Genomic DNA, 26,350 nt, shown 5'->3' with positions numbered 1-26,350 from the left:
GGACCAGTTGCACAGGGCTCGGAGCAGGCTCGTCTCCATGGCCGCAATCTCCCTTGCTTTGCTCTGTCTCCAGTTCTACGCGCAATCTTCCAGGGCGGCGACCACTGATACGCTGGTCGCTCAGTACGCCCCCGTCCTTCACTTCGCCTCTGGAGAGGAGTTCTTCCCGACCACTGTCGACTACGTCATCTCAAGCTCCGAACTGATGCAGAGGGTCTCGGGAGGAGGAGCAATCGTCATCAATCCTTCGCCGACGGCTTCGACGCTCGGGGCCTACAATTCGCCCGACTACTTCCTGAGCAACAAGTTCGGGACGCAGCAGGCGATCGCGGACGACTACGCTTCCAAGGAGGGCGGGATAGGTTACTATTCCTACGTGCACGTGGCGAGCGACGGCTCCGGGACAGTGATACAGTACTGGCTCTTCTATTCTTACAACAACGGGCAGCTCAACGACCACCAGGCAGACATTGAGGTCGTGGAGGTCTTCCTAGATGCGAGCGGGAGTCCGACTCAAGCGCTTTACTCGCAACACCTCGCGGGAGAGAATGCGGCGTGGGGCGACGTGGAGACCCAGGACGGGCATCCTGTGGTGTACGTGGCCCTCGGTTCGCACGCCAACTACTTCAGGTCGTACCAGGGCAAGATCGGAGTCGAGAACGACGTCGTAAACGCGGGTGGCAGGACGATAGGCCCTGCCGACCTCCACCTCGTGATGCTTCAGGAGGGCGTCGGGGCCCCCTTGGACCAGAGCTGGCTCACGTTCCCGGGGAGGTGGGGATACACCGGGACTGACACAGAGATCGCGACGGGCATGGCAGGCCCTCTAGGCCCGGTCTTCAACGACAACGGGGACAGGTGGGGGACCCCCTACAGCTACCTCGGGAGGACGTTCTCTGTAGGTTCTACCTACTTCTATCTTGCCTGGTTCGTAGCCAACTTCGTCTTGATCTGGCTGGCCTATGCGGGCGTCAGGGGCCTCTGGAAGGTCTTCGGAATCGTGAGGCTCTCGAGGAAGGGAGGGCTCAGGGTCAAGAGGTTCCTGAAAGGACGTGGAGGCGCAGGTCTTGCGATCGGGCTCATCGGGATGGCAGCCACAGCTGCAGCCCTCTTCTTGCCGTGGTATTCGATGAGCGCGAGCTCGCAGAGCGGGCCTCTTGCGGGTTCGGCGCCGGTCCAGCTGATGTCCATCGACGGAATCAAAGGCTTGAGCGTCAACCTGTTCACCGGGCCCACTGCGGACTCATCGTCAGGGCTCACGAGCTTTGCCTCGGCGCAGTTCCCGTTCGCTGTGTTCTTCGCAGTGGGGATAGGCCTCCTTCTGCTAGATGTCGTCGGGGTCAAGAGCGGCAAGCGGCTCGGAAGGAAGTTCATCATTAGCGCGGTCTTGTCACTGCTGCCGCTGGTCTTCATCTATGAGTTCGTGGGCTACCTGCCAAGTCTGGTACCCCTGGCTGCTTCACTGTTGGGGGGACAAGCGGTTCCCGCTCAGGCGTCCCAGCTCGTCGGGATGATTGCGGCCAACCCGGTGGGCGGGTCTGCCGGCCAGAATTTTCCGGTAGTCGGCTTCACGACCGTCACCTGGGGCTTCGGGATAGGGGCGTACCTGTTCCTCGTGGCTGGGGTCCTCAGGATCATAGGGGCCCTGGTGATGTGGTCAGCTCCCGACCTGGAGGGAACGCAGTCCCCCGCCTCGACACCCCCGACCCCCTGAAGGGCTACTCCTCGAAGGCTTCGATCTCGACCTTCTTCTTCACCAGTCGGGTGAACTTTCCCTTGTAGGTCGTCGCCCGTACGTGGGCGTCGTCGATGAAGTGGTACTCGGTGAACGGGGGGAGCTTCCTCGGCTTGTTGAAGATGACCTGGTGGTACCTCAGGCCGTGGCGCCTGAGCCACTTCTCAGTGGGCGCCCGGTGCTCTTCGAGCCTCGCGGTGAAGAAACAGATGAAGTGGCCCTGGTCGTAGAGCTTGTTGATCTCGGCAATGGAGTCGGGGAAGGGCGTTGCTGAGAGCATCTTCTCTGGGCCTTCCTCGTTCCCGACGTGGGTGCAGACGGTCCCGTCGATGTCTATGATGAAGATCCTCTTGCCGCCTCGGTCCATATGGGGCGGGCCGCTGAGAGTTTCAAAAGTGTTTGGAAGATCCAGTGGGCAGGGACCTAGAGGCGGCTCGACTCTTCAGGGCCGAGGCGGAGATTTCCTAGTGGATGTGAAGAGGAAGACAGCGACGACCGAGGCGATCACGGCTAGGAGAGCGTACGATTGGGCCATCGACTGGGAACCTGAGATCCCGGACTCCGAGAGGGCTGAAACTGAAGGAGTAGAAATCCCGACGACGAGGACCTGGTCCAGGCTGTACTGTTCGACTGCGGGAGTCAACCCCAGCCCGACAGAGAAGCCGGGATAGTCGGTTAGCCCGTACTCAACCCACAGTCGGTTGCCGGTGGAGGGGCTCTGAGAGCCGCAGAAAGGTTCAATCGTGAAGCCCGGCCCTTGGGGCGGGTAGCCCTCCCCAGGAATCCCTTCGAAGGGATAGCACGAGGCCCCAGGCCCAGAGATGGAGCCTCCAATCACAAAGATGAACGCGCCGGGTAGCTGGGGGCAGCCGTTGGAACAGTTGACCGACCCAAGTCCCACGAGCCCGCCTGTGCCCCCGCCGCCGTATCGGCCTATGCTCGAGAAGTTTGCTCCGCGAAGTTCGAAGAACTCGACCAGCGCGACCGAGCCGCCGCTGGTGATGGTGATCGTATCGTTGGTCCCGAGGGCCGCTTTCGCTGACCAGATTCCTGTTCCCAGGGTTGGGTCGTTTGGATAGGAGTATGGATTCGGGTTTGTCTCGCCTGACCAGTTGTTGGAGGAAGAGTCTTTGATGCTCCCGGAGTTGTTCGTGCCGAAGACGGCGCCGACCACAAGGAGGTCTCCTTGCTGTATCGGGTGGTCGGGGACCAGGTCGACGCGGTTCGAGGGAGATGCGGGGATGACGAATTCGTGCTGGACGAGGTCTGAGGAGACCCTGCTCGGGTCAGAGACTGTGATCGAGGTGCTTCCTGAGCTGGCCGGGTTGGAGCCGTCTCCATCGTACTCGGCCCGAACTAAGACCTCGCCTGCTCTGGTTCCATTGAGACTCACTGTGCAGGTCGAAAATGAGAGCGCGCAGGTGCCTGAAGGGAAGGAGACTCCTCCTTCTCCGGAAGCCGTCCATGACACATTCCCTGTGGGCGAAGAGCCGTACAGAGCGACCGTGCAGGAGGAGGAGGCTCCGAGGCGGATGAGCGAAGGAGAGCAGGAGACATACGTGTCCGTCGGCCCAGGACCGCTGGAGACGATCGAAAGGGAGTTGGAGTAGAGGTTGGCCACGTAAGCGAACCCGGTCGCAGGGTCGACGGCGACCCCTTGTGGGTAGTGCCCGACCCTGGCGGTCCCCTTGAGTGTGAAGGTCGTCCCGTCTATTATCGAGACGGAGTCAGAGTCCCTATTGGTGAGATACACATCATGTGTGTCAGGGTTTACCGCGATTCCACCGGAGAAGTCGGTCGAGCTGTTGACCTGGACTTCGGTCAGAGGGATGTCGGTCGAGCCATTGACCACGAGAAGCGACCGGGAGAAGTACAGCGAGGCGTAGATAGTCCCCGTGCTCGAGTCCACTCCCAAGGCGAACGGCATGTCGTTGAGGGTGATGGTTCGAATCAGGACGTTCGAAGTGCCGTTGATCACTGCGATTAGGTCTGGTGACCCTGCTACGTAGACCGTCCCGCTGACCTGGTCGACCGCTATCCCGGACGGGTTGTTCCCGACTACGACCTGCGCTGTCTCGCGGCCCTTCGTGGCGTTGATGACCGAGAGAGTGTTGGTCCCGCCGTTCGAGACGTAGACCATGCCGAGGTCGGGATTGACGGCTATCCCATCGGGGTCGTTCCCGACGCTGATGGTGGAGACAACCGTCCAAGTGCTCTCGTCGATCACGGACACCGAGCCCTGGCCTCGGTTGACCTCGTAGACCCTCCCTGCCAAGGGGTCGACAGCCAAGGGCCCGCTGCCGTTGCCCACTGTGAGCGTTCGCAGGACCTCACCCGTCGAAGCGTTCACCTCCACCAGGAGTGGCTTGGTTGAGGAGTTGCCGGGGCCGATGGAGTTCGGCGCACTGGTCGCGAACACGAGCCCCGCCCTGGAATCGACGGCAACCGACATGGCCCTGCCTCCGAGGTCGACCGTTGCCACGACCCTCGGGGCCCACGACTTGGCCATAGTTGCGAGGGAGAACACGGAGGGAAGCAAGAGAATTACCATGACAGCCACAACAAGGTAGGATTGCCCTCCCCGCTCTCTCAACCCCTTCATGAAGGTCTTAGAATAGCAGGCGCGAGTTATTTATCGCTTGACGGGGCGGAGAAGCCTGATTAGCCCGCAGGGATACTGAGATGCCGATGACCCAGACAAACGCGATAATCCTGAGTTTCGACGCGGACAAGGCGGAAGAATTTGAACGTCTCTTTGAGAAGGAAGTCCTGCCCCTTTGGCGGAGGTTCAAGGCCGAAGGGAAGTTCGTGTCGGCATCTTTGACCCCTGTCCAGGACGGGAACCAGGGGAAGCGGGGGGTCCGAGACTACATACTCCACGTGGAGGTCCCGAGTATGTCCGAGCACGAGGCATTCGACACCAACCCTGACTTCACAAGGTTCCTCCCCAAGGCACAGGAGATGCAGGTCGCCGAGCCTCTGGTCTTCCTTGGCCAGACCCTCTTCCAGGTCTAGAGTCAGCTTATCCTGATGCCGGTGCTGACCCCGATGAAAGAGCCGAAGAAGTAGAGGACGACGGTGACGGCGAGCATTATCACGACGATCTCCAGGAAGTCCCTGAGAAATGGCTTCCCGGATATGACAGTGCTGTAGTACGTGATCAGTGTGACGATGATTACGGCCAACACCATCGACGACGACAGGGCGTAGATCATGCTCGGGGTCAGGAAGTACGGGGTGGCGAGGATGATCGCGGTGATGAAGTAGGAGACCCCGGTGTATATGGCGCTGAGCCTGGCCGACCCTTTGAAGCCCTGCTTCGCCTGCGCGAAGGCGGCTGAGGCCATCGCGAGCGAGGCCGCCGCCCCGGCTACGACCCCGGCGAGCCCTGCGTACTCTGTCCTGTTGTAGATCCCGAGAGACCCGGCGTGGATCCCGGTTATCTCCACCAGGGCGTCCGCGAGGCCGAGGACCACGAAGGAAATGTACTGGATCGCGGAGCTCTCGATCTTGAGCTCGAAGGCCTTCTCGTGGTCTTGCTCGTCGGCGACCATTTCCTCGAAGGAGGCCCGGTCTTCGGGGGGTATCATCTGGCTCATCCCCTTGTAATCGTTGATCACGTTCGATTCGTGCCGGTCGAGATACCTGGAGGCGAAGGTGAGGCCGAAGAGCCTCCTGAGGAAGAGGACCCAGTACAGCTTCGCACGCGCGACTGTGGGCTCCTCTCCGGGGGCGTATCTCTTCCAGAACTCGTAATGCCTGTGCTCGGTCGCGGAGAGCTGTCTCAGAGCCTCGGAGAAGGGGCTCTCCTTGGAGACGGTGCGAGAGAGCCTCTCGTAGAGGATGGAGTCAGTGTATTCGTCCGACATGCGCTTCTTGGCGACGGAAGGGAGGGAGGAGACTTCTGCGGGCATCGTCTGGATTTTGCGGCTCTCGGGGCTTATTTGAACCCTGAGGGAGCGACTTGAGAGCGGGTCACTTTTTGCGCGTTCGAAAGTGGTGGTTTAAAGAGCGAATCGGGTATTGAAGGGTTATGTCGTACCAGACTCAGGTGAAGAGCGCGTACTGCGTAAAGTGCCGCACGACGCGCGAAATCGTGGAGCCCCAGCCCATCACCATGAAGAACGGCCGGAAGGCAACGACCGGCAGATGCGGGGTCTGCGGGACCAGGCTCTTCCGGATCGGCGGCTAGGCCACCGGCCCGGCCCCTCCTCTTGATTACTCGAGCAGCAGCGCAGGCTTGATGGGCAGCGCGCCCTTTGCCTTGTTGGCGGGGTCGCTCAGGCCCTTGGAGCCGGCCTTCTGCACATTGACCTTGATTCCCAATTCGCGGCCCATGAACTCCTGAGCTTCGGAGAGGGCGGCGAACTCGTCGAAGTCCTTCATGCCCAGGAGCTTGCCCACGAGGTCTTCGCCCAGCTCGAAGGAGAGCTTGAAGACCCGGTCTGGGGAGATCTTGAGGGAAGCGTACTTCTTGACGACGGACCCGACGTTCTCCTTTCTGGCCTTGGCGCCCGCGAGCTCGGCGAAGTAGCGACGGGCCTCGTCTGACGCGACGTACACGTTCAGTACCTTGCGCGGTCCTTTGATGAGCTTCATCACGTTCCTCGCGTCCTCCATGACCTTCTGCAGGAGGGCCTCCGCAAGCTCGGCCTCTTCGTCGAGCGGGAAGTCCTTGGTCGAGGGCCAGTCGGCCTGGCTCGCGAGGCCCTTGCCGCCCAGCTCGTGGTTGAGGTCCTCAGCCATGAATGGTGTGAAGGGAGACATCATCCTCAGCCAGGCCACGAAGACCGCCTCGAGCGTCTGGCGCCTCGGGTCGCCCGAACGATGGAGGTAGTACCTGATGTCGTTCCACATCTCCTGGAAGGTGGCCGCGGAGGCGCGCCTGATTTTCATCACTTCCATGGCTTCGGTGACCGCAACGATCCGCCGGTGTACGGTCGAGACGAGCCAGGCGTCGATCGAGTTCTTCTCCCGTCGGGAGGAGGCCTTGAGCGACTTCTTCACGAATGGGATGACGGACTCGACCTTGAATTTCGCGTCCTCCGCCGCCCTGTCCCTCCAGTCAGCGTCGTCCATCCCGTCTGCTATGAGGGCGAGGGCGAGCCTCAGGCCGTCCGCTCCGTACTTCTCAAGGGCACCCTTCCAGGTCACGAAGTTGCCCTTGGTCTTGCTCATCTTCTTCCCCTCGATCTGGATCATGCCGTTGATTCCGAAGCCCTTGGGCCACTGCTTCTCCGGGAAGAGGGCCGCGTGGTGGAAGGCGTAGAATGTGAGGTGGTTGGGAATCAGCTCCTTGGCAGAGTTCCGCAGGTCGACCGGGTACCAGTAGGTGAACTCGGCGCGGAGGTCGCGCAGGCGCTTCTCGGTCGTCTTGACGCCCTTTGCCAGGTTGGCCGGGTTGCCCTTGCCGAAGAAGACGTAGTCCAAGACTTCGGGGGTCATCTGCTCGGGGGCGAGCTTCTCTTGGTTGACGAACTTGCTGAGCGTGTAGTACGCCATGTAAATTGTCGAATCTCCCAGAGTGTCCACTATCCACTCCTTGTCCCAGGGCAGCTTGGTCCCCATGCCAGAGCGGCGGGCGCAGGGCCTGTCGTCAAGCCAGTCGATCGTGGAGTAGAACCACTGCCTGGCCTCCTCGGGGAAGACCGATGCCTTCTCGACGGCCAGCCTGGCCTTCGCCTTCCATTCGGGGTTGGAGTAGTTCAGGAACCACTGATTCTCGAGGATCTTGACGAAGCACCGGTTCCCGCAGCGGCAGACGACCCTCTGGGGGAGCTCGAGCATCTTGCCCAAACGTCCTGTCTTGGTGATCAGCTCGACTGCCTTTGCCTTCGCTTCGGCCACAGCCAAGCCCGCCAGAGGGCCCGAGGACTGGGCCATGACTCCCCTGTGGAACTCGGCCCCGTAGACCTCCTCGGTCGCAGCCTCAAGTCGCGGGTCAGTCGAGTCCGCGGCTCCCGACTTCTTGACTGCGTCCTCTGCAGGGAAGCGGGAGTAACCCTGGACGTTGATTATGGAGAGGGGCTCCATCTTGTCGGCGACTTCCTTGACCTGCCTGCCGACAGGGACGCGACCCTGCTTGATGTCTTGGAGGGCCATGTAGTCGAACGGGGCGTGCGCCGGGACGCTGTACACTACGCCTGTGGCCACGGTCTCGTCGACGAACTTCCCCGGGAGTATCGGTAGCGACTTGCCGGTCAGGGGGGCCATCGCGTATCTCCCGACCAAGTCCTGGCCTCTGAAGGAGCGGACGGGCGTGACGTCGTGCTTCTGCTCGGAGAGCCTCGAGAGGGCGGAGGAGGAGACTATCCAGAGCTCGCCGTCCACGCGCGCCTCGCTGTACTCGGCGTCGGGGTTGACCCAGAGGTTGGTCGCGCCGTAGATAGTCTCGGGGCGGACGGTGGCAGCCACGAAGGCGAACTCGCCGAGGTGGAACTTGATTAGGCTGAACTCCTCGGGAGAGACGCCCTCCCCTTCCATGCGGTCGTGGTCCCCGGTCGGGCTCTTGTCGAAGGGGCACCAGACGACCGGATGCGTGCCCTGGACGACGTATCCGAGCTCGCGGAGCCTCAGGTACTGCCATTCCACGAACCTCCGGTAGGTGGGGTCGACGGTCCTGAACTCGCGGCGCCAGTCTATCGAGAAGCCGGTGTCCTTCATCACCTGACGGCTGACCTTGGTGTAGTAGGAGGCGAGGTACTCGGGGTCGACGAACTTCTCCACTTCGCTCGGGGGGACGCCGTCGATCTCGACGAAGGCGCGGCGGACCGCTTCGTCGCCCTGCTTGAGCCGGTAGCTCATTCCCACTATGGTCTTGCCCGTCCAGTGCCAGGCCCAGGGGAAGAGGACGTTGTACCCTTGTAGGCGCCGGAAGCGGGCGTAGAATTCGGCCCGGGCAGAGGTGAAGGCCGTCCCGATGTGGACGGGGGCATTCATGTAGGGGTATGGGACAGTGACGAACATCTTCTTCTTGCCGGGGAGCGGGTCCGGCTCGAAGGCGCGGCGGTCGGCCCAGACCTTGAGCCAGTACTTTTCTTTGTTCGCCATCGGCTCAGCTCGTTTGTGCCTGGAAGATCGTCTCGGCGAGGCGCGCAGCCTCCTCAATCTTGTCTGACTTCGGCCCTCCGCCCTGCGCGAAGGATGGCGAGCCTCCGCCCGACCCGCCCAAGGACGAAGCGAGCTTCTTGATCACGTCCCCTGCAGAGTATCCGGCCTGCCTGGCTGCGGCTCCTACGAAGCAGACTACGCGGCCCGAGTTGCCAGAGGGGAAGATGCTGACGTAGATCAGAGACGGTTCGGCTTCGACGCTCTTCTGGCCCTGAGCAATAATCTGGTCCTCGCCCATGGGTGGGCGGACCGCGACGTAAAGCTTTGCCGAGCGGATCGGTTTGGCCGAGCGGGAGACCTCGGAGGACGAGAGGTCGACGACAGCCTCCCCCAGGGCCTTCTCGCGGGCCCGGGCCTGGTCGAGGTCCTGCAGGACGGTGCGGGCGACCTTGGGGAGGTTGACCCTCTGCGTCCCGAGGATGTCAGAAAGCTCGTCCATCTCGACGTCGAGCCGATGCATGTACTCGATGGCCGCCTCGCCGGCTACGAACTCGAGACGCTCGACCCCGTCCTGGATCCGCTCGACCTTGGTGACCTTGATGAACCCGACCGCGCCCGTGGTCCTGGTGTGCGTGCCGCCGCATGCCTCGATGTCCCAGCCCCCGATGTCTACGACCCTGATGCTCTTGCCCGGGACGACTCCCCCCTGGTAGAGCCTGAAGCCGTACTTCTGTTCAGCTACCTGCCTGGGCATGAACGTGTTCTTGATCGTCAGGTTCTTGCGGACGACCTCGTTGGCGAGGTCCTCGATCGCCTGGACCTCCTTGGGGGTCAGGTGGGAGAAGTGGGTGATGTCGAGGCGCCCGTAGTCCTCCTCCTTGAAGGCAGAGTGCTGCCAGACCCAGGGCCCCAAGACCTGCCTCGATGAGCCGTTGAGGATGTGGGTGGCTGTGTGGATCTGGGTGATCCGCGTCCTCCTCCTCACCTCCACCTTGCAGGTGACCTTCGCGCCCGCCTTGGGGGCGGGGCCCCCTAGGGAGTGGATCACGACCTCTCCGTACTTCTCCACGTCGACGACCTTCGCGGTCCCGATGGTCCCCCGGTCGGGCTCTTGGCCGCCTCCCCGCGGGTAGAAGAAGGTCCGGTCGAGGACGACCCTGCCGCGGGGGAGGACCTTGAGGACTTTGGCGCTGAACTCGAAGTCGTCCTTCTCGCCGTAGTAGAGGAGCTTCGTTGCTGGCAGTGAGCCGACGTCGAGCTGGGCCTTGGGCTCGTCGACCTTGCGGGTGACGTGCCTGGCCTGGACTTTTTCGTAGAAGTCCTCCGGCATCTCCACCTTGGCGCCGGCGTCCATCAGCTGCTCGGGGGTGACGCCGTCGGAGTCGTAGAGCTTGATGAGCTGCTCGGTGGAGACCGGGCCTCCGGCACCGCTGACGGAGGAGACTATCTTCGAGACGCGCTCTGTGGTCGACGCGTGACGGCCTTCCTCGACCTTCAGGACCTGGGCCACGTCGTCCCTGTGTTCAGCCAGCTCCGGGTACATGGCCTTGAGCTCCTCAATCTGCCAGTTGACGACCTCGGAGAGCGTGAGGGGGAACCTGAAGTGGTTGATGAAGTTCGAGGCCCGCCTGTAGAGTATCCTGAGGTTGTAGCCCCCGCCGGAGTTGCTCGGGAGCATGCCGTCTGCGATCCCGAAGAGGAGGGTCTGGGCGTGGTCTGCGATGGAGTAGATTGCCTCGACCGGGGCCAGGCTCTCCTCGAGGCGCTTCGAGTCGACTTCGAGCTTCTTGGCGATCAGGCGGCGCTGTTCTCCTAGTGGGCCGAACTCGTCCACGTTCATCGTCCCGGCGAGCTTGGAGTACTTCATGAAGAGCCTGCGGTCCACTTCGACCTTGCAGAGGTCCTTCATCTTCTGGATGAGAGACCCGTAGTTCGCCTCGTAGATGTTGGGGGCGCCCTGCGAGGCCCAGACCCACCGGTCGAGGCCGGCCCCCATGTCGACGACGCGCTCCTTCATTTCTGAGTAGTGACTGGGCTCGCCCTCGAAGGCCGTGAAGACCGCGTTGCCCAGCTCGGCGCCCCGCGCGAAGTACTCGAGGGAGTAGCCGAAGGCACCGTACCCGACCCAGACCTCCTCGTTGAATGTAAGCTCCTCGGGGCTGACTCCAAGGCGCTTGGTGAGAAGCTCGAAGTCGAGGTCGATGCACCTGTCCTTCCAGTAGCCCTCCTTGTTGTCGAGGGCTGTCTGCCCCATCATGACGAAGGAGGTGCCGTGCTTGCCGCTTACGCCCACGCTCGGGATGTCGTTGAACCTCAGGCAGACCTGGGGGACGAGGAGAGGATTGACAGGGAGCTGGAAGATTACCTTGCCGGCCTCGATCCTCTGGAAGTCGATGATCGATGCGACCGTGAAGTAGAGGTCTGGGCGCCACCGGCTGACGACCGGGTACCTGTTGACGATGTGGTGCCCGTTCTCCTTGAAGTAGCGGGCGGCAGTCCGCCAGAGCTCGGTCCTCCCGAGCTTCTTCTTCGTGATCGGGTTCCCGATGAAGGAGTAGGGGGAGCAGGGAGGCTCGTCGCAGAGTCGCCGGTCCTGGACGAGGGTCCAGAAGAAGCGGCCGCAGTTCTGGCACTTTTTCCTGACGAAGCCCTCGCGCTTGAACAGGTCGACGAGGTAGTAGCGTTTGTAGTCTGAGGAGAACTTCGACTTTAGGGCTTCCTTCTTTTCATTCAAGCGGAGGGATGCACTGAGTTGGAGGGTCTCAGGGTCATACACTAGATAAGCTTGGGAGCGCCGGCCCGCAGCCCGGGTCTAATCCTGCCCAGACCGCTTTAATTCTTATATACGGAACTGAGAGCGCCTGTCCAGACTCGAAGATGGAATACATCTACGCGGCACTGCTCCTCCACAAGATGGGCAAGCCCGTCAATGAAGAGAATCTCACGAGCGTGGTCAAGGCCACGGGGCAAGCCCCGGACGAGGTCAAGATCAAGGCCCTAGCTTCGGCTCTCAGCGAGGTCAACATCGACGAGGCGCTCAAGAACGCGGCCGCGATGGCTGCGGCGCCTGCGGCTCCCGCCGCGGCTGGCGCGCCTGCGGCGAAGGCCGAGGAGAAGCCGAAGGAAGACGAGAAGAAGGAAGAGGAAGCCCTCCAGGGGCTCGCTTCGCTCTTCGGCTAGTCCAGGCTAAGGCCGGCAAGAATCGCTCAAACCTAGATTGTTTGCTGCACGGCTCTTCGCTTTCTGAGCTGTGTGTCTTCGCGGCTTAGGCGAAACCCTTCTCTCTGGCCTTTGCCTCGAGGGCCGCTGCTTCTGCCTCGGCCTTGCCGATTATCATCGGCGCCGTCTCCTTCGTCAGGAAGCCCGCCTCGACCGCGAGGGCCATCGCCTCCCTGTAGGCTCGCGCCAGGATGTCGGGAGCTGTCTCCTTGGTGACGTATCCGATTACGATCGCTAGGCCCCTCGAGGACGAGTAGGCGTCGAGGAGACTCTGTCTGTACTTCTCAAGGTCGATGGCGACCAGCTCTCCAGCGTAGATCAGGCCGCTCTCGTAGGCGAGCGCGATGGTGAGGCCCGCCCGGATCGGCTTGATGTTGAGCTTGGAGAAGAGGCTGGCGAGCTTGGGCGTGATCATCGCGCCTTTCTTCGCGGCCACGGAGTCCTTGTTGACCCATATGCTGCCTCCTTCGATCTTGGTCTGGATTCCAGCTTCCCTGAATTCGCTGAGGACCGGACCTGCGGGCAGGCTGGTGTTCCCGGCCGGGACGATGATGTCCTCCGGGGCGGCGTCCCCTGCGCGGGCGGGCAGGAAGACCTTGTTCTTGTCGAGGGTGAGGAAGAGCTTGAACGGGTCGTAGGTAGAGAAGATCAGAGCGTTCTGGCCGGTGAGGTGTGAGAGGAGCTGGTCCGCGTTCTTGATCCCTGCCTTCTGGAGGCCGAGGATGGCGAGCTGGTTCTTGACCACGAAGACTTCGGCGTGGCCCCGGAGCGCCTTGCGGACCGCCATGAGCTGCGTGGCCCTGACCTTCGTGAGGTTGGTAATCGCGACGACGGGGTACTTCTGCGCCAAGCCTGAGACGCGCTCGATCGTCTCGACCTTCTTGGGGTTCGGCTTGTGGACCTGGACTGTTTCGCTCATCCTAGTCTACCGCCTGTTTGGCCGGCTTGCCCATGCTGGTCTTGACCATGATCGTCTTGATGTTTCGGTCGCCGTTGGGGAGCTTCTTGGTGACGGCCGTGACCACGGCGAGGATGTTCTCCGCGAGCTGCGGCTCGGTGAGGGTGCTGTCCCCGGCCTTTGCCATGACGCCGAGGGAGCCCCTGCTCCTGACCCGGACCGCGGTCCTCATCCTTGTGATCATTCCCTCGACTGAAGCGTTGGGCGGGACCGGGGAAGGGATCTTCCCCTTGGGGCCGAGCGCCTGGCCCAGGATCTTTCCGATTCTCGGCATGAGGGCCGTGTCGGCAAGGAAGAAGTCGTATGCCCGCGCGAGCTTCTTAGAGTCGCGTTTAGTGCCTCCGTAGTTCTCAAGCTGGGACGGGTCGATGACGAGGTCTGCCTTCGCGTTGCGGGCCCTGACCGCGAGGTCCCCTGAGCCGATGAAGCAGATCTTGGCCTGCTTCTTGGTGGGGTGAGGGAGGTAGACGATCTCGTTTACGTTGAGGTCGGTCTTCTTCGGGTCGAGGTCTTTGAGTGTGAAGATTACTTCTACGGACTGGGTGAACTTGCGCTCTGTGCCCTGGTCCTTTCCCTTCTTGACAAGTTCTGCGAGCTGTTGGTTCGATAGCAAGCGCTACTCACGAATTCCTACCTGAGCCTCGGTGAAGCGAATAAAAGCGTTGTGTCACGATGAGTGTTTCTGTTCGGTCAGGGCAGTTTCAAGGTACCCTGCTGGCGGCCGATTACTTCGACCTTCTACTTTCGAGGAAAGCGTTCAGACCCATGACCCCAAGAAATGCGATTGTTACGATGGCTATTATCATTATCAGGGTGGGCCAGCCTGAATCGTAGGTGGGACCAGGCACCAAGTGGATTCCGGGGTGGACGTGTGGGTTCGTCAGGTTCTCCATCATCATAGGAATTCAGTGCAAGCTCAGGGCACTTATGCGTTCCATCGACGGCCGTCGGGCCGAGAGACTACTGAAGCTTGGAGTCCCACTTGCCGGCGTCAATCTCGGCCATGAACTCCCTGGCGTCCTTGCCCTCGACCTTGACCCCCATGCTCACGCAGCTCCCCACTACCTCCTTGGCCGCTGACCGGATGGTGTACGCGTAGGATCCGGCCATCTTGTTCTTGGCGATGCTGACCACCTTGTCGATCGTCAGGTCACCAACGAAGTCGGTGTTGGGCTTGCCCGACCCCTTCGGTGCCCCCGACTCCTTGGCGATGAGGGCCGACGTTGTCGGAGTGCCCACGCTGACCGTGAACCCCTTCGTCTCCTGGTCAACCTCGACCTTGACCGGGACGCGCATTCCCTTGAAGTCTCCAGTCTGCTTGTTGATCTCGTTGACAATGCCAAGGACGTTGACTCCCAACGGTCCCAAGGCGGGGCCCAGAGGCGGGCCTGCGTTCGCTTCGCCTCCGGTCACGAGGACGTTGATTATCTTCTTCTCTCCCATCTATCTCACTTCGGCTGCTCGGGCTTGGCCCGCTCTACGATCTTGACGTACGTGGCGTCGATCGTAATCGGCATCGCGAAGGCTGTGTCGATAAGCACGACCGTGATCTCCTGCTTCTCCTTTTCGACGCGCGAGATCTTGGCCCTCATTGTCTTGAAGGGGCCGGCTACGATCTCGACGGTGTCGCCCTCGTTGAGCTCTGCGACCATGGACTTTGTTACGAGGAACTTCTCGATGTCCTGGTACTGCATCATTCCGGGGATCTTGCTCCTGACGTGCTTGAAGCCCTGGATGCTTTCGTCTACGACCTGGGAGTTGGGGGCCTCGAAGAGCACGTAGCCCTTCCAGGTGTCGAGGGCGAGCACCGAGAAGATCGGCTTCTTCTTCTGGATGGCCCTGTTGGCAACGAAGGTGGCCACCGTCCTTTCCTGACCTCCGGTGGTCTTGACCGGGAATATCGAGCCTTTCGTCTCTTGTTCGCTCAAAGCAGACACGTCGGAAGCAGGCCGGTTTCTGGCGTTCTTATAACCTTAAGGCGGATTTCTCAACCGAAGAAGATGCTTCCGATGAGTTTGATGAGGAAGCCGATGGCGCCCACGACCGCCACTCCCAATCCGACCAGCTTGAGGTAGAGCATGAACTCGTCCTTGTCGCTCTTGTGAGCGAGCCTGAAGATCGCAGCCGCCGACCTGAGAAACTCCCTGACGCCCATCTTTGGAATTCTCGAGTTTCCGCTGCCGTTTATATGCCTTAAAGCGTCGTGAGGCGTTTCATCGTTAATATCACTCCGGGGTCGGGCCGGGTCCTATGATGCCCCAGGGAGAGCCGGCCACAGTAATCGTGGCCTCCGCGACCGACCTGGCTTCGAGGACCCTCGGCGAGGCCCTGATAGAAGGTCAGGGGTTCGAGTCGACCGGGGTCAACCTGTTCGGTAAGGATGTCTACATGAGGGAGTCCCTGTTGCTTGCCTTCTTCGACGGGATAATAGTCAACCCCCCTGAGCTGGACAACTTCTTCAACCCCCAGGCTTACATCTTCCTCTCAAGGCACAGCGCCGAGTCCGGCATCGCGTCGCTTACCGCGCACTCGGTTGGCAACTACGGGGAGGCCAAGTTCGGCGGGACGGACCGCGAGCTGGGAAGGTCTGACCCGTCCCTCCTCAAGAACTACCTGGTGGCCCTTGCGAAGAGGAAGCCCAAGGTAGCGGAGTACGAGTTGACGATGGAGGCGACCCACCACGGGCCGACCTCGCTGCAGAAGCCCGTCCTGTTCGTCGAGCTCGGGTCGTCGGAGAAGTACTGGGGCGACACGAAGGCGGCGGCGGTAGTGGGGGAAGCCCTTGTAGAGAGCCTAACAGAGAAGACGATCTGGAGCAAGATCGCGCTGGGCTTCGGGGGGACTCACTATCCGGAGAAGTTCACGAAGATGACGATTGAAGAGGAGATGGCGTTTTCGTTCATAGCTCCAAAGCACTCCCTAGGGCTCATCGACGAGGAGATGATGGGGAGGATGGTTCAGAGGACGAGCGGCCCCGTCCGGTACGCGGTCCTCGATTGGAAGGGGCTGGGGACTCACAAGGAGAAGATTGTGGGCCTCGCCTCGACCTTTGGGCTCGAGACGGTCAGGGTCTGAGCGCCGAAAGCTCCTTCTTCCCAAGAAGAAGCGTACACAACAAGGCCTTGGTAGTGTGGAGGCGGTTCTCCGCCTCGTCGAAGACCACCGACTGGGGCCCGTCGATGACCCCGGCCGTGACCTCCTCGCCCCTGTGGGCAGGGAGGCAGTGCTGGAAGACGGCGTCCGGCTTGGCTCTTCGCATCAGAGCCTCGGTCACCTGGAACTTCGGGAGGAAGGCCTCCTTTCGCTTTCTTGACTCTCCCTCGAGTCCCATGGAGACGAAGGTGTCTGTCATCACGCAGTCGGCCCCCTCGACCGCATCCCGGGGGTCGCGGACCACTTCGACTTCTCCGCCGGTCGAGGAGGAGATCTTGGAAGCCATGGCGACTGCATCGGACGAAGGTGCGTAGCCGGGCGGGGTCGCCGCCACGAACCTGATTCCACTTAGGACAGCCCCGATCGCCCAGGAGTTGCAGACGTTGTCCCCGTCGCCGACCCAGGCGACCTTGAGGCCCTTGAGCCTCCCCTTGTGCTCCTTGAGGGTCAGGAGGTCGGCAAGGACCTGGACCGGGTGGTGAATGTCGCTCAACCCGTTGATCACTGGAACAGACGCGGCGCGAGCAAGGCGGACGAGCTGCCTGTGCTCGTTTACTCTGGCCATGATGCAGTGCACGTACCGGGAGAGGACGCTGGCCGTGTCCTCGACCGTCTCGCCCCGCCCGAGCTGGAGCTCCGAGGAGGTGAGGGCCATGGGATGGGCTCCCAATTCAGAGCAGGCCACTTGGAAGCTCACCCTTGTCCGGGTGCTCGGTTTCTCGAAGACGAGGGCGACGCTCTTCCCTGCGAGGGCAGACGACCCGAGCCGGCGCAGGCGCCCCCGCTTGAGGGTCGACGAGAGCTCGAGCATGGAATTGAGGTCGGTGGGCGTCAGTTCGGCGAGGGTCAGGAAGTCCTTACCCTTCATCGTGGCCCCCTCGAACCGAGGCTCCCCAACTGGTTGAACGCCTCCGCCAGCACTTCTATGCTGTTAAGGTAGTCACGCACCTCGACAGCCTCGGCGTCCGTGTGGCTGGTCTTGGACTCCCCCGGACCGTATGTGAGGCACTCGGCGCCCGAGCGCGGGGCGAAGGTGTTCATGTCGCCGGTCCCGGTCTTGCGGACAAGTGTCGGCTTCGCCTTGAGGGTCGAGATTATCGCCCTCTGGAAGGATCTGACGATCGTTGAGCTGGCCCCAGCCTCGTACGGCTCGGTGACCTCTCCGGCGGTCAGGCTCTGCGTCGAACCCTCTCGATGTCTCTCTACGATGGCCCTGACGTCGCGGACTGCCTCAGAGGCCCTCATGGTGGGCGGGACCCTCATGTCCAAGGTCGCCTCGCAAGAGTCGGGGAGCACGTTGTGCGACCTGCCTGCGGAGACCAGGGTTGGTGTGATGGAGAGCGAGCGGAAGTGGTCGTTCGGGACAGCTTTCTTCGCTTCGTACTCCTTGAGCTCCCCGAGGATTGAGGTGAACTCGCCAAAGGCGCTGGGATGGGCCCACGGAGCCCCCGCGTGGCCCCCGCCCGTCCTGACCGTAAGGCTCAGGGCGGCCCTCCCCCTGTATCCGACAGTGATCTTCGAAGCACCCCCGGGCTCCCCGAAGACCGCGTAGTCGAACTTGCCCCCGTTCTGCATGAGCGTCTCTACGCCGAGGCTGTCGCTCTCCTCGCGGGTCGCGCCCGCGAACGTGATTCGCAGTCCAGAGTCTGCGCTCATCGCCCCTGCGAGGAGGAGCGCGCACAGCGGAGACTTTGCGTCCGCGGCTCCGCGGCCCCGGATGAATCCGCCCGACCTACGCACGGGAAGTGGGCCTGGGACTGTGTCCATGTGGCCGCAGAGCAGAACCTTCGTCCTTCCTCGTCCTATCTCTCCGATGACGTTTCCAGCCGTGTCGTTCCTCACGCGGGAGTATCCTAGGTCCTCCATCTGTTGGCGTAGCAGGACACCGAGCTCCGCTTCCTGAGAGGAAGGGGAGTAGATCTTGAGGGAGTCGAGCAGCAGGCGCACGGCAGCGGCCTTGGAGAGGGTCAACGCTTCGCGGCCCCGGCCAGGTACTCTACTATCAGGCCCGGGACATCGATCCCCGTCGCGGGCACTGTGTTCTTGAACTCGGTCGTCCCGTTCACCTCGTGTACCACCAGGCCCTGGTCGGTCTCCATCAGGTCGACACCGACGACTTCTCCTCCGACGGCCTCGGCGGCCTTGACCGAGAGCTCGTCCAACTCCTTCCCCACTGGGCAGGCCTCGGCTCTGCCGCCCCGGGCCGTGTTGGTCCGCCAGTCTGACCCGTCTGAGATTCTGTAGATCGCAGCCACGGTCCTCCCGCCGATCACGAAAGAGCGGATGTCCCGGGGAGGGCGCCTGACGAGCTCTTGAAGGTAGTAGACCTGGTAGAGGGGGAACATCTCTTCGCGGTGCTCGATGACCGCCCGTGCCGAGTCGTGGTCCTTGAGGAGGGCGGCGAGCCTCCCCCAGCTTCCCACTGCGGGCTTGAGGACGACTGGGTATCCCATGGCGCTGGCGGTCTGGAGCGCGGAGTCCTCGGAGAGGGCGAGCTTGGTCCTGGGCGTGGGGATGCCGTGCCGCGCCAGCTCGAGAGTTACGAAGACCTTGTTGCCGCAGGTTGAGGCGCACGAGAAGGTGTTGACGACCCTGTGCCCGGCGGCCTCCAGGGCGGCCGTGGAGTGGAGGCCCCGAAAGTGGCTGACGCAGCGCTGGAGCACCAGTTCGTCTAGACCCTCGGCCTTCGAACCAAGCTCGATTGAGAGCGCCTTGGCGTCGACCAGGTTGGCCCCTATGCCGCGCTTTTCAGCAGCGGCGGCTATGGCCTTCTCTTCCCAGCGGACCGTGTCGTAGAGTAGCGAAAACGAGGGCGTCCTACTACTCGCCCCAGTCTTCTTCCTCCAGTTCGGCGGTGCGGAGGGAGAAGAGGCCTCCGGACTGTTCCTTGACCAGCTCGAACGACGTGCTGCAATCCTTGCAGGAGACGATCTCCCCTTGGATCGCGTCGGTGGGCAACTCGAGTCGGGCGTCGCATTCGAGACAGTTCATCCGGAGTTCTCCAAGAGGGGCTATCATGTCAGAGCTCATTTATCGATATTCGGCCGAAATCAGCGAATAGTCCTCAGGACCATGGTGGTGTTCGTGTTGAGTACGCCCGGTATCCGGCGGACCCCCTCGATACTCGCATTGACTGCGACGATGTTCGCACCTCTCAGGATGACGGCGACGTCGAACTGCCCTGCGGTCTCGTAGACAGTCTCCACCCCCTTGACCGAACGGATCTTTTCGCTCACCTCCTTGGTCGGGACCGAGGGGCTCACTGAGACCCAGGTGATCGCGCTGCTCAGCCCGCTGTCCTCCACCTCTACGGTGAACTTTCTGATCCTGCCACGGGAGGACAGGTTCGAGATCCTCCTGCGGACCGCTGACTCGGAGAGGTTGAGCTTCTGGGCTATCGTGGTGTTGGGAAGCCGCGAGTCCTCCCTGAGGATGGCCAGCAGCAGGTCGTCGATCTTCTCAGAGTCTTCTTGCTTCTTCTTCACCTATGACTCCCTCCAGAATCTCGAGGCCCTTGCCTATTTTTTCTTCTTCGATCATAAGCGGCGGGAGGAACCTGAAGGCGTCTCTTCCGGAGTATGCGAAGATCGCCCCGCGCTCCTGAGCCGCGACCAGCTGGGAGTGGATGTCGACCCTGGTCTGAAGGGCGAGCATGAGCCCCTTGCCCCTCACCTCCCTGACCAGCTTGTGGGCTGCGGCGACCTTCCTAAGCCCGCCTGCCATAGTCTCTCCGAGGCGTGCGGCCCTCTCGGGGAGGCGGTTGCCCTCGATGTAGTTCAGCGTAGCGAGGGCAGCGGCGCAGCACAGAGGGTTTCCGGCGAAGGTGCTGGTGTGCTCTCCGCCCTTGAGGCTCTTGGCGACGTCTTCCCTCGACATCGCGGCCCCGATCGGGAGTCCCCCGCCGAGCCCCTTGGAGACTGTCATTACGTCCGGGACGACCCCCCAGTGCTCGGACGCCCACATCTTGCCCGTCCTGCCCAGGCCGGTCTGGATCTCATCGAGGATCAGGAGGGCGCCCGCCTTGTCGCAGACCTCCCTCACCTGTCGCAGGTAGTCCGGGGGCGGGACTACGATCCCGCTTTCGCCCTGGATCGGCTCTGCGATCACGGCCGCGGTCTCCGGGCCCACTAGGCTGGAGAGGGAAGCGGGGTCGCCGTACTCGGCGAAGTCGAAGCCGTCGAGCAGGGGCATGAAGGGATCGCGATACTTGCGGCTCCAGGTGGCGGACAGGGAGCCGTAGGTCTTTCCGTGGAACCCGCCCTTCATGGAGACGACCTTCCGGCGCCCGGTGTGCTTGCGTGCGAGCTTGATCGCCGCCTCGACGGTCTCGGTCCCGCTGTTGGTCAGGAGAGCGCGCGTGAGCCCCGTTGGAGAGACCTTGGCCAGCTTCTCGAGGAGAGCGCCCCTGACCTCGTTGTAGAATGAGCCGTGGCACGTGATCAGCTTCGAGGCCTGGTCGGCGACTGCGCTGACGACGGCGTCGTTGCAGTGCCCCACCAGTGCGACCCCGTACCCAGTCATGAAGTCGATGTACTCCTTTCCCTCGGCGTCCCAGACGGAGGAACCCTTGCCCCGGGCGATGGAGATCTGGAACTTTTGGAAGGCCGGGGTCGCGAAGGCATCCTCCAGCTGCATCTCCGCGCTCATCCCGAGGTCACCACTGTGCACGTCTCGTGCGCAAGGGCGGCGCTGACAGGATTCGGCTTCGTGCCCGAGCAGATTATCGCCTCGCCCACCCCGGCTCTGACCGCTTCTATCGCCGCGAGGACCTTCTTCTGCATCCCAAATCCGACCTGGGGTAGGCTCGTCTCGGCCTCCTCCGGGGTCAACCTCTCCGCGAGGCCCCCCTCGAGGGTCAGGCCGTCGACGTTCGTGAGGAAGACTACGGCGTCCGCCCCGATGCCTGCCGCCAGTGATGCGGCGGCCCTGTCGCCGTCGATGTTGAGCGGCTCTGCCTCTTCGCTCGAAGCCACAGGAGAGACCACGGGCACCAATCCGCTGCCGAGGAGCAGGTCGACGAGGGTCGGGTCCACGGCCTGGACCTTGCCGGTGTATCCGCCGTCCATCGCGACCTTCCGTCCCCTGTCGTCGACCGCGATTACGCGCGACTTCCTCTTGCCTTGGAGGAGGGTGGCGTCGGTCCCTGAAATCGAGACAGCCCGCGAGCCCGCCCTTGCGAGGGCCTGGACGAGCTTCTTGCCGAGGACTCCGGTCATGACCATCTGGTAGATCTCCGCCGTCTCCTTGTCGGTGTACCTGCTCCGCATCCCCCCGGGCGAGACGACGAACTTCTGCTCCTTGCCCATCCTTGTCGCCACTTCGGTGACGACGTCCCCGCCTCCGTGCACGAGGACGACGGAGTTCTTCGCCGCGAGGGAGGCCACGTCTTCGATTAGGCCCTTCGGCAGGTCCCCTTTCATCAGGCTCCCTCCGACCTTGATTACGAGTTTCATCCTGCTACACCGGGTGGAGGGGCGCCATGGCGAGCCCTGTCTTTTCGTCGAGCCCGAGCATCAGGTTCATCGATTGGACCGCGTTGCCGGCTGCGCCCTTGATCAGGTTGTCAGTCGCAGAGAGTGTGACTATCCTCTTGGTGCGCTCCTCGATCTCAAAGCCGATGTCGCAGAAGTTGGAGCCGATCACTACCTTGGGGTCAGGGAGGCGGAAGGGCCCCTGTTTGTCCCTGACGAGGCGGATGAAGTACGAGCCGGAGTACGCGCTCCGGTAGGCCTTCCATACGTCGAGGGGCTTTACCTCGGCGGAGGTGAAGAGGTGGGAAGTGCTGAGGATCCCCCTGACCATGTTCACGGCGTGGGCCGACATGGAGACCTTGACAGGGGTCCCCGCCTCGGCGGAGAGGACCTGCTCTATCTCTGCGGAGTGGCGATGGCCTGCGGGCTTGTAGGGCCTGACCACGTTGAACCTTTCGGAGAAGTGGGTGGAGATGGAGGGCTTGCCGCCAGCCCCGGAAGATCCGATCTTCGCGTCGACTACTATCCTCTCAGGGTCGATACCCAGGGACTTTTCTCTGAGGAGCGGGGCCAGGGCGAGTATAGTGGTTATCGCCATGCAGCCGGGGGAGGAGACGAGCCGGGCACCTCTGACCTGGTCGCGGTTGAGCTCGGGCACCGAGAAGACGAAGGCCTCCAGGAGGTCGGGGCGGGGATGTTCGTACCCGTACCATGCCGGATAGAGGCCGCCGTCCCTGAGGCGGAAGTCTGCGCTCAGGTCGATGACCTTGAGCCCGGTCTCTGCGAGCTGCGGGAGGACCTTGACGGACTCGCCGTGGGGAAGGGCCGCGAAGACGACGTCGACAGAGTCTGCAATCTTGGAGGGGTCGAGGGCCGAGAACTGGAGTTCGGTGACGCCCCGCAGGTTGGGGTGGACCCTGAAGAGGTATTCGCCTGCGTACTTCCTCGAGGTCGCGACCTTGACCTCGGCACCTGGGTGTTGGAGGAGGAGCCTGAGGAGCTCTCCCCCGATGTATCCGGAAGCGGCGAGAATCCCGACGCGGACCAACCTATCGCTTACCCACCTTGGAGACGTAGTCGATGATCCGGGCAGAGATGTCTGCGGAGACCGCTGACTGTGCCCCCTTGAACTCTACGGTGTTGTTGACTTCGTGGACCATGTAGCCTTCGGGCGACTCCATGGCGTCTACTCCTAGGACGCCTCCTCCTACTGCTTCGCTCGCCTTCATGACCATCTCGCGGAGCTCGGGCTCAGGGGTGAAGGCCTCGGTCGTCCCTCCCCGTGCCACGTTCGTCCTCCACTCGCCCTGAGGGGCGTACCTGCGGACGCTGGCGACGAGCTCGTCACCTGCGACTATCGCACGGATGTCGCGTGGGGGCCTTTCCACGTACTTCTGCAGGTAGTGCATCTGCTCGAGGGGGTTCGAGAGCTCCTCCTTGTACTCGAGGAGCGACTGGAGAGTTTCAGGGTCCCTGACGATGGTGACCATGCGTCCCCAGCTCCCGCTGAAAGGCTTCAGGACCAGCGGGTACCCCAGCTCCTCGGCGGCCTTCTCCACGGTCTCTGAAGAGAGAGCCACGAGGGTCTTTGGCGTGGGTATCCCGGCCCGCAGGAGTGCGATGCTCGTCGCTAGCTTGTTGCTGCAGACCTCCGCTACCTCGTGCCTGTTCACGACGGTCAGGCCGGCCCCCTCAAGGGTCCTCGAGAGGACGAGGGAGCGGTAGTGGCTGATGCAGCGCTGGAGGACCACGTCGCCCAGCTCGGGGTGCTTCTTGGGCAGCTCGAAGACGAGTCCCTTGACATCCACCAGCGAGGCCTGGAGGCCGGCCTTGTCGGCTGCCTCCTTGAGGGCCTTCTCCTCCCAGCGCAGTCGGTCGAAGGCGATGGAGAGCTGCACTACTCTCCCCAGTCCTCCCCGACCTGCTCGGCGGGCTTCAGCAGGACCCTGCCGTTTGAGATTTCGGCGACTTCGTACTCGGAGGAGCAGTCCTTGCATGAGAATATCTCTCCCACGATCGCGTCCTCCGGAACGGAGATTCCGGCTCCGCATTCGCCGCAGTCAGTGTTCAATTTTCAGGTTTCACCTCCAGGGCCAGGCCCGATGCGCGCCCCAGCAGCCTCTTCTCGGAGGCCCTGAGCGAGGAGCGCAGCTTCAAGAGCGCGGCTCCGCTGGCCGCCAGGTCTCTGTTGCGCTCCGCGAGGTCTTCCCTGATGCGTGCGGGGTTGCTCCCGCCCGCCGTCTTGATCTCGGAGAGGAACGACTTTGGGTCGAGGATCTCCTTCGCAGTCTTGAGGTCGACTGAGAGGCTCCTGCCGAACCTCTTGGAAGCCTTTGGGAGGTGGGCCGCTGTCGCCTCGGCCAGGGAGGTCCCTTCGGTTGTCGAGATCTTGACGAGTTCCCCCACGACGGAGTGAGCCTCCCTGAAGGAGAGGCCCCGCTTTGACAAGAAGTTGGCGAGGGCCACCGCTGTCGAGTCGTCCTCCTGGACCGCTTTTGTCATCTTCCTGGTGCTCAGGACCATGGTCGACACGGACCCGGAGAGAGCGGTGACGGAGCCGACTGCGTCGTCGAAGCCCTGCCAGAGGTGGGGCGTGGCCTCCTGGAGGTCGAGGTTGTAAGAATACGGGAGGGCCTTCAGGATCGCGCAGACGGAGACGAGGCTGCCCAGGACCGAGCCGGACTTGGCGCGGACCATCTCGGCGACGACAGGGTTCTTCTTCTGTGGCATGATGCTGCTCGAGGCCGAGTAGGCGTCGTCCAGCTCGGCGAAGCCGAATTCTTTGGAGCTCCAGAGTATCTGCTCTTCTGCCAGCCTCGCTGCGTCGAGGAGCGCAATCGTGGCGCAGGAGAGCGCCTCGACGGAGAGGTCCCTTGAGGAGACCGCGTCGATGGAGTTCCTGACGACACCCGAGAACCCCAGCGAGGAAGCGACCTTGCTCCGGTCCAGACGGGCGCTGGTGCCCGCGAGGGCAGCGGAGCCCATCGGGGAGAGGTTCGCGCGCTCGTAGAGCTGGAGGAGGCGATCGACGTCGCGCTGGAAAGCGTCGAAGTGGGCGAGGAAGTGGTGCGCGACGGTCAAGGGCTGGGCCCTCTGCAGGTGCGTGTAGCCCGGGACGAGGGAGGCCCCGTACTTTGAGGCGACGCCCAGGCAAGACCGCTGGAGAGACCGGAGGGCCCCCGCGAGGTCCAGGATGCGCTCCCTCAGTTCCATCCGGATTGCGGTCGCGACCTGGTCGTTGCGGCTCTTGCCGTAGTTGAGGAAGCCTGCGGTCCGTGTCCCGAGTTCGTCGACTGCCTGCTGCTCGAGCTGCTGGTGGAAGTCCTCGGAGAGCCGGCCGGGCTTGGGCTCCGGAGATGCTTTCAGAAGGAAGCCTACGCAGGCGGAGCCTGTACCCGTGCTGACTTCGCGTGAGGTGATCAATGCGAGCATGTGGGCCAGGTTGATCCTGATGACGTGGCGCGCGATCCTCGAGTCGGAGGTGCTCGAGGAGGTGAACGCGAGGGCCTCGTCACTCTGCTTCCTTAGCCTTGGCCCTCGGATGTCCATTTGCTCGTTTTTCCTCGGCGCTAGAAGCGAGGCTCGCGGCCGCCCTCGACTGGAGCCCCCAGAGTTCGATGAATCCGACCGCGCTCCTCTGGTCGAAGGTGGAGCCGCGGTTGTAAGTGGAGACGGACGCGTCGTAGATGGAATAGTCGGAGGAGCGCCCGACGACGCGGGCGGAGCCCTTGAAGAGCTTCACCTTCACCGACCCGGTCACCCTGTGCTGGGTCGCCGCGATGAATCTGTCAAGCGCGAGGCGGAGGGGCTCGAGCCAGAGGCCCGAGTAGACGAGCCAAGCCCACTCTCTCTCCACCTGAGCCTTGAAGTCGAGCTCGTGGCGGGTCAGGACGAGCTTCTCAAGGTCCCTGTGCGCCTCGATGACGACCGAGGCGGCTGGGCATTCGTAGACTTCGCGCGACTTGATCCCCACGAGGCGGTCTTCGATGTGGTCGATGCGCCCGACTCCGTGGGTCCCGGCAAGCTCGTTGACGCAGGCGATCAGCTCCAGCGGGGGCATGGGTTTGCCGTTGACCTTGACCGGCAAGCCTTCCCTGAACCCGAGCTCGAGGTAGGCGGGGGTGTTGGGGGCCTCTTCGGGAGATGCGGTCCACTCGAAGGCCTCCTCGGGGGGCTCCTGTTCGGGGTTCTCCAGGGGCCCGCTCTCGACTGACCTCCCCCAGAGGTTCTGGTCGACGCTGTAGATTGACTTTGAGGCCTTGACCGGGAGTCCGCGCTCCTTGGCGTATTCGATCTCCTGGTCTCTGCTCATGTTCCACTCCCTGACTGGGGCGATCACCTCCAGGGCGGGGTCGAGGGCCCTCACGGTGACGTCTATCCGGACCTGGTCGTTGCCCTTGCCGGTGCAGCCGTGGGCCACGGCCGTGGCTCCGACCTTGTGGGCCACCTCCACGAGCTTCTTGGCGATCAGGGGCCTTCCCAGCGCCGTGCTCAGCGGGTACTTTCCCTGATACAGGGAGTTGGCGAGGATAGAGGGAAAGACGTAGTCGTTGACGAACTCGTCCCTGGCGTCGAGGGTGTAGTGTTCCTTGGCGCCGATCTCCCTAGACCTCCGCTCGACTTCGTCGAGGTCGTCCCTCTGGCCGAGGTCAAGGGTGAGGGTCACGACATCGGAGTCGTACTTCTCTTGGAGCCACTTGACGCAAACTGAAGTGTCTAGTCCGCCTGAGAAGGCGAGAACAACGGCCCTGCGCAAATTTCTAG

At 62.6% G+C, this 26,350-nt stretch carries 27 protein-coding genes; 5 read left to right on the top strand and 22 right to left on the bottom strand.

Going from position 1 to position 26,350, the window contains the following annotated elements:
- The first annotated feature begins 7 nt into the window (after positions 1-7).
- Positions 8-1,714, top strand: a complete 1,707-nt coding sequence (locus tag HY247_07010) for a Vps62-related protein (protein ID QQG48486.1) — start codon at positions 8-10, stop codon at positions 1,712-1,714.
- Between the two features lie 4 nt (positions 1,715-1,718).
- On the opposite strand, the gene HY247_07005 is transcribed toward HY247_07010, so the two are convergent.
- Both HY247_07005 and HY247_07000 read right to left on the bottom strand, forming a co-directional pair.
- The gene (locus HY247_07005) at positions 1,719-2,102 is read right to left on the bottom strand and encodes a phosphoheptose isomerase (GenBank protein QQG48485.1); all 384 of its coding nucleotides are present in this window, start codon (positions 2,100-2,102) and stop codon (positions 1,719-1,721) included.
- A gap of 75 nt (positions 2,103-2,177) precedes the next feature.
- Entirely contained in the window at positions 2,178-4,337 is a 2,160-nt protein-coding gene (locus tag HY247_07000; protein QQG48484.1) for a YncE family protein, read from the bottom strand.
- 86 nt (positions 4,338-4,423) lie between these two features.
- Between HY247_07000 and HY247_06995 the strand changes: the two genes are divergently transcribed.
- Entirely contained in the window at positions 4,424-4,750 is a 327-nt protein-coding gene (locus HY247_06995; protein QQG48483.1) for a hypothetical protein, read from the top strand.
- Between the two features lie 2 nt (positions 4,751-4,752).
- On the opposite strand, the gene HY247_06990 is transcribed toward HY247_06995, so the two are convergent.
- Complete coding sequence (locus HY247_06990; protein ID QQG48482.1) at positions 4,753-5,649, bottom strand: rubrerythrin family protein; 897 nt, start codon at positions 5,647-5,649, stop codon at positions 4,753-4,755.
- Positions 5,650-5,768: 119 nt separating this feature from the next.
- Between HY247_06990 and HY247_06985 the strand changes: the two genes are divergently transcribed.
- Positions 5,769-5,927 (top strand): hypothetical protein, encoded by a 159-nt coding sequence (locus tag HY247_06985; protein ID QQG48481.1) that lies wholly within the window; start codon positions 5,769-5,771, stop codon positions 5,925-5,927.
- A gap of 26 nt (positions 5,928-5,953) precedes the next feature.
- Here HY247_06985 and leuS read toward each other — a convergent pair whose 3' ends face one another.
- Together leuS and HY247_06975 are read right to left on the bottom strand one after the other, a co-directional pair.
- The gene (leuS, locus tag HY247_06980; protein QQG48480.1) at positions 5,954-8,785 is read right to left on the bottom strand and encodes a leucine--tRNA ligase; all 2,832 of its coding nucleotides are present in this window, start codon (positions 8,783-8,785) and stop codon (positions 5,954-5,956) included.
- 4 nt (positions 8,786-8,789) lie between these two features.
- Positions 8,790-11,519, bottom strand: coding sequence for an alanine--tRNA ligase (locus tag HY247_06975; protein ID QQG48479.1), 2,730 nt, complete (start codon positions 11,517-11,519; stop codon positions 8,790-8,792).
- 143 nt (positions 11,520-11,662) lie between these two features.
- Here HY247_06975 and HY247_06970 point away from each other — a divergent pair, with 143 nt between their 5' ends.
- Positions 11,663-11,965 carry a 50S ribosomal protein P1 gene (locus tag HY247_06970; protein QQG48478.1) on the top strand — a complete coding sequence of 101 codons (303 nt, stop codon included), beginning with the start codon at positions 11,663-11,665 and terminating at the stop codon, positions 11,963-11,965.
- Between the two features lie 85 nt (positions 11,966-12,050).
- Here the strand turns inward: HY247_06970 and HY247_06965 are convergent, their stop codons facing one another.
- From HY247_06965 to HY247_06940, 6 genes are all read right to left on the bottom strand, one after another.
- Positions 12,051-12,923, bottom strand: a complete 873-nt coding sequence (locus HY247_06965; GenBank protein QQG48477.1) for a 50S ribosomal protein L10 — start codon at positions 12,921-12,923, stop codon at positions 12,051-12,053.
- A gap of 1 nt (position 12,924) precedes the next feature.
- Positions 12,925-13,575 (bottom strand): 50S ribosomal protein L1, encoded by a 651-nt coding sequence (locus tag HY247_06960; GenBank protein QQG48476.1) that lies wholly within the window; start codon positions 13,573-13,575, stop codon positions 12,925-12,927.
- Between the two features lie 112 nt (positions 13,576-13,687).
- The gene (locus HY247_06955) at positions 13,688-13,861 is read right to left on the bottom strand and encodes a hypothetical protein (GenBank protein ID QQG48475.1); all 174 of its coding nucleotides are present in this window, start codon (positions 13,859-13,861) and stop codon (positions 13,688-13,690) included.
- Positions 13,862-13,922: 61 nt separating this feature from the next.
- Entirely contained in the window at positions 13,923-14,405 is a 483-nt protein-coding gene (locus tag HY247_06950) for a 50S ribosomal protein L11 (GenBank protein QQG48474.1), read from the bottom strand.
- Between the two features lie 5 nt (positions 14,406-14,410).
- Positions 14,411-14,890 carry a transcription elongation factor Spt5 gene (locus HY247_06945; GenBank protein ID QQG48473.1) on the bottom strand — a complete coding sequence of 160 codons (480 nt, stop codon included), beginning with the start codon at positions 14,888-14,890 and terminating at the stop codon, positions 14,411-14,413.
- A 59-nt stretch (positions 14,891-14,949) separates the two neighbouring features.
- Positions 14,950-15,117, bottom strand: a complete 168-nt coding sequence (locus tag HY247_06940; GenBank protein ID QQG48472.1) for a protein translocase SEC61 complex subunit gamma — start codon at positions 15,115-15,117, stop codon at positions 14,950-14,952.
- Between the two features lie 95 nt (positions 15,118-15,212).
- Between HY247_06940 and HY247_06935 the strand changes: the two genes are divergently transcribed.
- A complete protein-coding gene (locus HY247_06935) occupies positions 15,213-16,037 on the top strand; it encodes a D-aminoacyl-tRNA deacylase (GenBank protein QQG48471.1) in 825 nt (274 codons plus the stop codon).
- Here HY247_06935 and argF read toward each other — a convergent pair.
- The 11 genes from argF to HY247_06880 form a co-directional block, all read right to left on the bottom strand.
- Complete coding sequence (gene argF, locus HY247_06930; GenBank protein QQG48470.1) at positions 16,027-16,983, bottom strand: ornithine carbamoyltransferase; 957 nt, start codon at positions 16,981-16,983, stop codon at positions 16,027-16,029. The two genes, HY247_06935 and argF, sit on opposite strands and share 11 nt — an antisense overlap.
- A complete protein-coding gene (locus HY247_06925; GenBank protein ID QQG48469.1) occupies positions 16,980-18,086 on the bottom strand; it encodes a M20/M25/M40 family metallo-hydrolase in 1,107 nt (368 codons plus the stop codon). Before HY247_06925 ends, argF begins: the two co-directional genes overlap by 4 nt.
- A complete protein-coding gene (lysX, locus tag HY247_06920; protein ID QQG49585.1) occupies positions 18,083-19,030 on the bottom strand; it encodes a lysine biosynthesis protein LysX in 948 nt (315 codons plus the stop codon). The genes HY247_06925 and lysX (HY247_06920) overlap by 4 nt, the downstream gene beginning before the upstream one ends.
- Positions 19,031-19,165: 135 nt before the next feature.
- Entirely contained in the window at positions 19,166-19,600 is a 435-nt protein-coding gene (locus HY247_06915; GenBank protein QQG48468.1) for an Lrp/AsnC family transcriptional regulator, read from the bottom strand.
- A complete protein-coding gene (locus HY247_06910; protein QQG49584.1) occupies positions 19,575-20,750 on the bottom strand; it encodes an aspartate aminotransferase family protein in 1,176 nt (391 codons plus the stop codon). The genes HY247_06915 and HY247_06910 overlap by 26 nt, the downstream gene beginning before the upstream one ends.
- A gap of 8 nt (positions 20,751-20,758) precedes the next feature.
- Positions 20,759-21,568 (bottom strand): [LysW]-aminoadipate/[LysW]-glutamate kinase, encoded by an 810-nt coding sequence (locus tag HY247_06905; protein QQG48467.1) that lies wholly within the window; start codon positions 21,566-21,568, stop codon positions 20,759-20,761.
- Positions 21,569-21,572: 4 nt separating this feature from the next.
- Entirely contained in the window at positions 21,573-22,634 is a 1,062-nt protein-coding gene (locus HY247_06900; GenBank protein ID QQG48466.1) for an N-acetyl-gamma-glutamyl-phosphate reductase, read from the bottom strand.
- A gap of 1 nt (position 22,635) precedes the next feature.
- The gene (lysX, locus tag HY247_06895; GenBank protein ID QQG48465.1) at positions 22,636-23,484 is read right to left on the bottom strand and encodes a lysine biosynthesis protein LysX; all 849 of its coding nucleotides are present in this window, start codon (positions 23,482-23,484) and stop codon (positions 22,636-22,638) included.
- Positions 23,484-23,657 carry a lysine biosynthesis protein LysW gene (locus HY247_06890; protein ID QQG48464.1) on the bottom strand — a complete coding sequence of 58 codons (174 nt, stop codon included), beginning with the start codon at positions 23,655-23,657 and terminating at the stop codon, positions 23,484-23,486. The genes lysX (HY247_06895) and HY247_06890 overlap by 1 nt, the downstream gene beginning before the upstream one ends.
- Positions 23,654-25,135, bottom strand: coding sequence for an argininosuccinate lyase (argH, locus tag HY247_06885; GenBank protein ID QQG48463.1), 1,482 nt, complete (start codon positions 25,133-25,135; stop codon positions 23,654-23,656). The genes HY247_06890 and argH overlap by 4 nt, the downstream gene beginning before the upstream one ends.
- Entirely contained in the window at positions 25,098-26,342 is a 1,245-nt protein-coding gene (locus tag HY247_06880) for an argininosuccinate synthase (protein ID QQG48462.1), read from the bottom strand. The genes argH and HY247_06880 overlap by 38 nt, the downstream gene beginning before the upstream one ends.
- Positions 26,343-26,350: the final 8 nt, after the last annotated feature.

This window comes from archaeon (assembly GCA_016432545.1).
GTDB lineage: Archaea > Thermoproteota > Nitrososphaeria > Nitrososphaerales > Gagatemarchaeaceae > UBA183.
This window is presented reverse-complemented; position numbering and strand designations above follow the sequence as displayed.